Annotated in this window: 6 protein-coding genes, 1 other RNA gene and 1 pseudogene; 2 read left to right on the plus strand and 6 right to left on the minus strand. The window is 63.2% G+C overall.

Annotated features, from left to right (window positions below):
- The first annotated feature begins 204 nt into the window (after positions 1-204).
- Positions 205-663: a hypothetical protein gene (locus AB7D48_RS16265; RefSeq protein ID WP_427981335.1), complete on the plus strand. Its 459-nt coding sequence runs from the start codon at positions 205-207 to the stop codon at positions 661-663.
- Between the two features lie 167 nt (positions 664-830).
- On the opposite strand, the gene AB7D48_RS16270 is transcribed toward AB7D48_RS16265, so the two are convergent.
- The 5 genes from AB7D48_RS16270 to ffs all read right to left on the minus strand — a co-directional run bounded on the left by AB7D48_RS16270 (position 831) and on the right by ffs (position 5,078).
- Complete coding sequence (locus AB7D48_RS16270; protein WP_427981338.1) at positions 831-2,234, minus strand: pyridoxal phosphate-dependent decarboxylase family protein; 1,404 nt, start codon at positions 2,232-2,234, stop codon at positions 831-833.
- Between the two features lie 10 nt (positions 2,235-2,244).
- Complete coding sequence (gene recR / locus AB7D48_RS16275) at positions 2,245-2,835, minus strand: recombination mediator RecR (protein WP_427981340.1); 591 nt, start codon at positions 2,833-2,835, stop codon at positions 2,245-2,247.
- A gap of 16 nt (positions 2,836-2,851) precedes the next feature.
- Positions 2,852-3,175 carry a YbaB/EbfC family nucleoid-associated protein gene (locus AB7D48_RS16280; RefSeq protein WP_427981342.1) on the minus strand — a complete coding sequence of 108 codons (324 nt, stop codon included), beginning with the start codon at positions 3,173-3,175 and terminating at the stop codon, positions 2,852-2,854.
- Positions 3,176-4,948, minus strand: coding sequence for a DNA polymerase III subunit gamma/tau (locus AB7D48_RS16285; protein WP_427981344.1), 1,773 nt, complete (start codon positions 4,946-4,948; stop codon positions 3,176-3,178).
- Positions 4,949-4,979: 31 nt separating this feature from the next.
- Positions 4,980-5,078: signal recognition particle sRNA small type (ffs, locus tag AB7D48_RS16290), an RNA gene on the minus strand.
- A 73-nt stretch (positions 5,079-5,151) separates the two neighbouring features.
- On the opposite strand from ffs, the gene nudC reads away from it, so the two are divergent.
- On the plus strand, positions 5,152-6,051 hold the full coding sequence (gene nudC, locus AB7D48_RS16295; protein WP_427981346.1) for an NAD(+) diphosphatase: 900 nt from the start codon (positions 5,152-5,154) through the stop codon (positions 6,049-6,051).
- A 112-nt stretch (positions 6,052-6,163) separates the two neighbouring features.
- Here nudC and AB7D48_RS16300 read toward each other — a convergent pair.
- Positions 6,164-6,568, minus strand: a pseudogene (locus tag AB7D48_RS16300) (hypothetical protein); the annotation flags it as partial.
- Positions 6,569-6,697 lie beyond the last annotated feature (129 nt).

The following is a 6,697-nucleotide window of genomic DNA, read 5'->3' on the forward strand; positions in this document are numbered from 1 at the left end:
AATTTTAATAATCTAGCGTGGCGGCCGGAAAGCCAGCCGCCGTCTTCAATCCGTGTTTATATCGAATTAACGCAACTCTGCCATTCGACCTCTCCGCAAAGCGCCTCAAAGCGCCTAGATTGCAGGCAAAAGAGGTGAAAAATGCTCAAATCCCCCCCGAAACGCCAAAAGCCGGAAACATCTGCCATTGGCTCTTCGCCGTGTATGCGGGCGAAGGCGAGACGACTGGCTGCCCCAGGGCCCGATCCACGGATTTTGCCTTACGGCACGCCCGCCATATCTTACCTGCTGGCTCTGGCGATGTTCGCCGGACTGATGTTGTGTGCACGCGCCGTGAACGCTCCGCCCTTGCCAGGTGAAAATTTGGGGTTTCCCACCGGATACGCGCCGCCGCCCGGTGCGGTGCGGCTTGTGCAAGCTAAGCTGTTGGGAGAGGTGCTTGGCCCTCCAGGAGGGGCGTGCATGCTGGAGGAAGAGGCCTTGCGTATTGGCGGTGGCAGCTTCTCCGTCCTGGCGTCCCGGCCCGATGGCGTCGTGCTGAGCTGGGCCGGCGCTTCCACGGCGGCAGCCAGCCCCTGCCCGGCGGGTGTGCCGCTGCTGTTGCCCTTGGTGGCGTATCGGACCGTGCTGGGCTGGCTGCCAGTGTCATCGGATCGTCGCTGAGCGGGGCTGGCTTGACGTTCCGGCTGGCGGCGTGGACAGGCTGTTGATCGACCCGGGCTATTTCGCGGTGCCGGGCACGCGGGGATGAGTTTGTAAGGTTTTACGATCCTGACCCTGAAATCCGTGGGTGAATGATCCGGGATAAGCAGGACGCTAAATAAAGAATACTAGATCCGCCGCAGAATTTCCGTCACCAGAGCGTCGATGTCGTTTTCAGTCGTGCGGTGATTGACGATGGCGCAGCGTATGGCCGCGCGCCCGGCAATATGAGTGGTGGAGGGGGCGAACAGGCCATCCTCCTGCAGGTCGGCCACGAGATCTAGAACCTCATGGTCGGTTTTCCCCTCGATCCCGAAACAAACAATGTTGAGTGCCACGGGGGCTAGAAGGGTGAGATGATTGCTGGCTTGTACATGCCCAGCCAAATGCGCCGCGAGAGCGCAGCTGGTCTCCACCACGCTTGCCAAGCCGCTTGTGCCGTAGGCGGACAGGGTCATCCAGATTTTCAGGGCGGAGAAACCGCGTGAGAGATCCGGCCCCAGATCGCATGGCCAGGGGAAACCGCCCGCGAGCCCGCGTGGTGCCGCGGCAAGGTAATGAGTGGCTTGGGAAAAGGCTTCATTGTGGATGGCCGGGTCGCGCACCAGCAGACAGCCGCAGGAATAAGTCACCTGCGCCCATTTATGAAAATCGAAGGCGATGGAATCCGCGCGGCCCAGCCCCTCGGTGAGATGGCGCTTGGCGGGGGAGAGAGCGGCTAGCGCGCCAAAAGCGCCGTCCACATGGAACCATGCGTTTTCCGCTTCTGCGATGTCGGCGGCTTCGTTCAGATCGTCGAAAGCGCCGGTATCCACGCTACCGGCTGTGGCGGCGATGAGGAAAGGGGTGCGGCCCGCCGCTTTATCCGCCGCGATGGCTTCGCGAAGCTTGGCCATGTCCATGCGAAACGAAGCGTCGACGGGAATTTTGCGAAGGGCGGCGCGGCCGAAACCAGCCATGTCCAGCGCCCCGGTGACACAGCGGTGCACGCCCGCCGAGGCATAGGCGGTGAGCTTGGCGCCGTTCACGCCGGTTGCATGCCCGGCCTCGCCCAAGGCTTTCTGCCGGGCGCAAAGCACGGCGCAGAAATTCGCCATGGAGGAGCCGGTCAGCAGCACGCCGCTGGTTTGCGCGGGCATGCCCAGCATTTCAGCCGCCCAGGCAACCACCTGTCGTTCCACGGCGATGCCCACATGGTCCCGCCCGCCGCAGTTGGCGTTCATGGCGCCCGCCAGCAATTCCGCCAGCATGGAAACCGGGTTGCCGCCGCCATGCACCCAGCCCATGAACCGGGGGTGGAGGTTACCGGTGACATAGGGCTGAATGTCGGCCGTGAAGCGGGTATAGAGGGCGTCCAGATCCGTGCCGGCGCTGGGCACGGGGGCGGTGAAGGATTGCCGCACGGCGTCAGGCATCGGGCGCCAGACAGGCTGTTCGCGCAGGGTGGCGAGATGGTCCACCATGTCGTCCAGCATTTTGTGGCCAAGGGCGCGCAGGGTGGACCAGTCAGCGGGGTCGAGGGAACTGCTCATCGGAACTTCCTTAAGCCGCGCCGCGCGCCCTGAGCGCCGTGGCCAATGTGCCTTCATCCAGCACCTCCAGCGCGCCGCCGATGGGCACGCCTTGGGCAAGGCGGGAAATCGGCACGGCAAAGCGGCGCAGCCGTTCGGTCAGGTAATGGGCGGTGGCCGCGCCGTCGACGGTGGCGGGCATGGCGAGAATGATTTCCTCGATGCCGCCTTGCTCCAGGCGCCTGACCAGAGGGGTGATGGCAAGATCCTCCGGTCCGCGTCCAGACAATGCCGAGAGCGTGCCGCCCAGCACGTGATATCGGCCCCGGTAAACATGCGCGCGCTCCAGCGCCCAGAGATCGGCGACATTTTCCACCACGCAGATGCGGGCTTCACGCAGTGTCTCGGTGCAGATGGCGCAAGGATCGGAAGAATCGAGATTGCCGCAGATGGAACAAGCGCGGATCGAAGCGGCGGCGGCACGCAACGCATCGGCCAGCGGCAGCAGGCCGGTTTCCTTTTCACGCAGCAATTTCAGCACGATGCGCCGCGCGCTGCGGGGGCCAAGCCCCGGCAGGCGCGAAAACATGCCGATCAGATTTTCGAGTTCGGGGCCGCCCATCGATTTTGGAATCGGTTCAGAAGGGCAGCTTCATTCCCGGTGGCAGGCTGATGCCGCCCATGGCGTTCTTGGTTTCGGATTCCATCATCGCGTCCAGTTTGGATTTCGCATCCGCATGGGCGGCGGCGATGAGATCTTCCAGCATCTCCGTCTCGGCGGGGTCGATCAGCTTAGGATCGATCTTCACGCTTTTCAGAGCGCCCTTGCCGGAGAGCACGATTTTCACGAGCCCCGCGCCAGCCGCGCCTTCCATTTCGGTGGCTTCCAGCTTGGCCTGCATATCGGCCATTTTCTGCTGCATCTGCTGGGCCTGTTTCATCAGGCCGGCGATGTTCTTCATTTATTCATCTCCTTCATAAAGCTCGTCGGGTGGAACCAGCGCCGCCCAGTCGGCGGGTAGATCGGGCTCGGTTTCGGGTTCGTGCGGTGTCTCCATCTTGGTGCCCGGAAACTGCGCCAGGATGGCTTGTACCAGAGGGTGGGCCAGGGCTTCGTCGCGTGCCTTGGCGGTGGCCACGCCTTCAGCCTCGTCGATCGTCGGTTCGCCCGGCTGGGTGGAGAGCACGATGGTCCAGCGACGCCCGGTTTCCTCTTCCAGCATGCGGGAGAGTTTGGAGATGAGGTCGCGAGGATGCTCCTCCGTCAGGCGCATCTCGATCACCGGCGGTGCGAAGCGCACCAAATGCACGGACTGGCGCAGATGCGCATAGAGCATGACATCCCGCTTGGCATGGGCCAGCGCCACCACATCCTGAAAACTCAACGCGCGTGGCGCGGCGATTTGCATCACCGTGTTGCCGTTGGCCACCGCCCGTGCTCCGCCGCCACCCGGTCCGCCAGCGGGAGAGCCACCCAAGGCCGCGCTGGGGGCCTCTGTCAGCTTCTTCACCAACTCGCCGGGCGGGGGCATATCCGCGACATGGCAGAGCCGGATCAGAATCATCTCGGCGCCCGCGCGCCGGTCCGGCGCGGTTTCCACCTCCTGCAACCCTTTCAGCAGCATCTGCCAGAGCCGGCCTAGAAAGGGGATGGAAAGCAGGTCGGCCATCGCCATGCCGCGTGTGCGTTCCATTTCCGGCAACGCGCCGCTCTTGGCCAGGGCGGGTACGGATTTCATGCGGGTGATCAGATGCGCCAGCCCCAGCAGGTCCGAGAGCAGCACGCCAGGATCGGCGCCCCGCTCATAGGAATCGTCGGAAATCTTCAGCGCGGCCTGGACGTCGCCCTTCATGACGGCATCCATCAGGTCGAACACGAAGCCACGATCCGCGAGGCCGAGCATATCCGCCACCATCGGGCCGGTGATCTCGCCGCCATCCTCGCTCCCGCGGGCGATGGCCTGGTCGAGCAGGGACAGCCCGTCGCGCACCGAGCCGTCCGCCGCGCGGGCAATATGGGTGAGGGCGGCTTCTGAAATCGCCACTTCTTCCTTGCGGGCGATGCGCGTGAAATGCGCGGTCAGCACCTCCACCGGCACGCGGCGCAGGTCGAAGCGCTGGCAGCGTGAGAGCACGGTGACCGGCACCTTGCGGATTTCGGTCGTGGCCAGCACGAACTTGATATGGGGGGGCGGTTCTTCCAGCGTCTTCAGCAGCGCGTTGAACGCCGCTTTGGAGAGCATGTGCACCTCGTCGATGATGAAGACCTTCACCCGCGCCGAAAGCGGCTTGAAGCGTGTCGCCTCGATGATCTCGCGTACATCGTCGACACCGGTATTGGAGGCGGCATCCATTTCCACCACGTCCGGGTGACGCTCGGCGAGGATCGCCTTGCAGGTATCGCATATGCCACACGGGTCCGGTGTGGGGCCGCCATTGCCATCAGGCCCGGTGCAGTTCAACGCGCGGGCCAGAATGCGCGCGGTGGTGGTTTTGCCAACCCCGCGCACGCCAGTCAGCATGAAGGCATGGGCGATGCGGTTCATGGCGAAGGCGTTGCGCAGCGTGCGCACCAGCGCGTCCTGGCCGATCAGATCGTCAAACGTCGTGGGGCGGTATTTGCGGGCCAGAACCCGGTAAGCAGCGGCCTTTGGGGCTTCTTGCGCGGGGGTGTCGCCAAGAAGGTCGGGGCCCGGCGGCGGGGCGTCTGGCGCATCGTCGTCGAACAAACCCATGGGCAATGCGGACCTTGAAAGCAGATATTCGGGCGGGAGACCGGACAACGACCCATGCGAAATCCGTTGTGGCTGCTGCCTTCCGGCCCTGACCAGGTTGGCGGGCCGCGATGTCCGCCGCCGATCTCCCGCGCCGATTATCGCCTCTGCGGCGCCGAAGTGCAAGCTTGGCAGGAAAAAGGCGGCGTGTCACATGGGAAGCCATGGATTTTACAGGTAAAACTGAACCAAATCATTATAGCAGTGATGCGCTGGACCGGGCCGCGCCCCTGCGGGAGGATGCGGCATGGCAAGCGCGCGCCGCCATGGATGCGACCAGCCGCTATGTGCCATTGCGGGATGGCAAGGTGCTGGTCGATACGAGCGCACGGGCACCGCGCGCGATACGATTGCCGTTGCGGGATATATCTCCCGATCTCTTTTTGGGATTGGTGGACGGTGTTCCGCTTTTCGCGGTGAATTATTCAGGACGTGCGCTGCCCGCCGGATTGATGGAAGGAGCGTTCACGGAGTTGCGCGCTCTCACGGCTTTGTTGCCCGCGCTGGATGCCGCCTTGCTGGCCACCGCGCGCGGTGTGTTCAACTGGCATGCGACATATAAATATTGTCCGCTTTGCGCGGGCAGGCTGGCACCATGGCGCGCCGGGTGGGTATTGCGCTGCGAACAATGCGGTAAGGAGCATTTTCCGCGCACGGATTCCGCCGTGATCATGCTGGTCACGCGCGCGGACAAGGCGCTGCTTGGGCAGTCGCATCGTTTTCCGGTGGAGAAGAATATGTATTCCACGCTGGCCGGTTTCGTTGAACCGGGAGAAAGCCTGGAGGATGCGGTTCGCCGGGAAGTGTTCGAGGAAACCGGTGTAAAAACCGGCGCCGTTGATTATCATTCAAGCCAGCCCTGGCCATTTCCAGCGTCTCTAATGCTGGGGTTTCACGCGCAAGGGATAAGCGAGGAGATTCAACTACAGGACGATGAGATGCGCGACGCGCGTTGGTTTACCCGTGCCCAGGTGCGTGCTCATGCGGCGCTGGGGTTTGGGCTGCCCCCGCAAGATTCAATCGCACGGCGCTTGATCGAGGATTGGTTGGCCCGTGGCGCATAAAAACAGGCGCGAAAATCGCGCCTGTTTGAAAAATCGTTAGGCTTGAACGACACAGAGGAGAAAAGCCGTTTCGTGCCGCTCATCCCATGTCGTCGTTCTTTAAGGCCTGACCTTATTCCGAAATGTCGGGATCGGTGAAATCCGTCACTTCGGATGTGGTTTCGATGGTCTCGAAGGTTTCTTCCGGGATGAAGATCAGTTCCACTTCGGGAATAGGCTGCTCGACGATTTTGCGGGGGCGGCGCGTGGAAGCGGTTTTCCGCGCGGAGGTCTTCTTGGCGACCGGCTTCTTGGCGGCAGCGGTCTTCCTGGCGACGGGCTTCTTCGCGGCAGCGGTCTTCTTGGCGACCGGTTTCTTCGCGGTGGCGGTCTTCCTGGCGACGGACTTCTTCGCGGCAGCGGTCTTCTTGGCAACCGGCTTCTTCGCGGCTGCGGTCTTCTTGGCGACCGGCTTCTTCGCGGCTGCGGTCTTCTTGGCGACCGGCTTCTTCGCGGCCGAGGTCTTCTTGGCGACCGGTTTCTTAGAGGCAGCGGTCTTCTTGGCGACGGGCTTCTTCGCGGCTGCGGTCTTCCTGGCGACCGGCTACTTCGGGGCTGCGGTCTTCTAGGCGACGGGCTTCTTCGCGGCTGCGGTCTTCTTGGCGAC

Origin of the sequence: Acidocella sp. (assembly GCF_050253495.1) — a bacterium.
GTDB lineage: Bacteria > Pseudomonadota > Alphaproteobacteria > Acetobacterales > Acetobacteraceae > Acidocella.

Excerpts from the sequence above, each read along its gene's own strand:
- AB7D48_RS16280 (WP_427981342.1), bottom strand. The coding sequence starts at position 3,175 with ATGAAGAACATCGCCGGCCTGATGAAACAGGCCCAGCAGATGCAGCAG.
- AB7D48_RS16270 (WP_427981338.1), bottom strand. The coding sequence starts at position 2,234 with ATGAGCAGTTCCCTCGACCCCGCTGACTGGTCCACCCTGCGCGCCCTT.
- AB7D48_RS16265 (WP_427981335.1), top strand. The coding sequence starts at position 205 with ATGCGGGCGAAGGCGAGACGACTGGCTGCCCCAGGGCCCGATCCACGG.
- nudC (WP_427981346.1), top strand. The coding sequence starts at position 5,152 with ATGGATTTTACAGGTAAAACTGAACCAAATCATTATAGCAGTGATGCG.
- AB7D48_RS16285 (WP_427981344.1), bottom strand. The coding sequence starts at position 4,948 with ATGGGTTTGTTCGACGACGATGCGCCAGACGCCCCGCCGCCGGGCCCC.
- recR (WP_427981340.1), bottom strand. The coding sequence starts at position 2,835 with ATGGGCGGCCCCGAACTCGAAAATCTGATCGGCATGTTTTCGCGCCTG.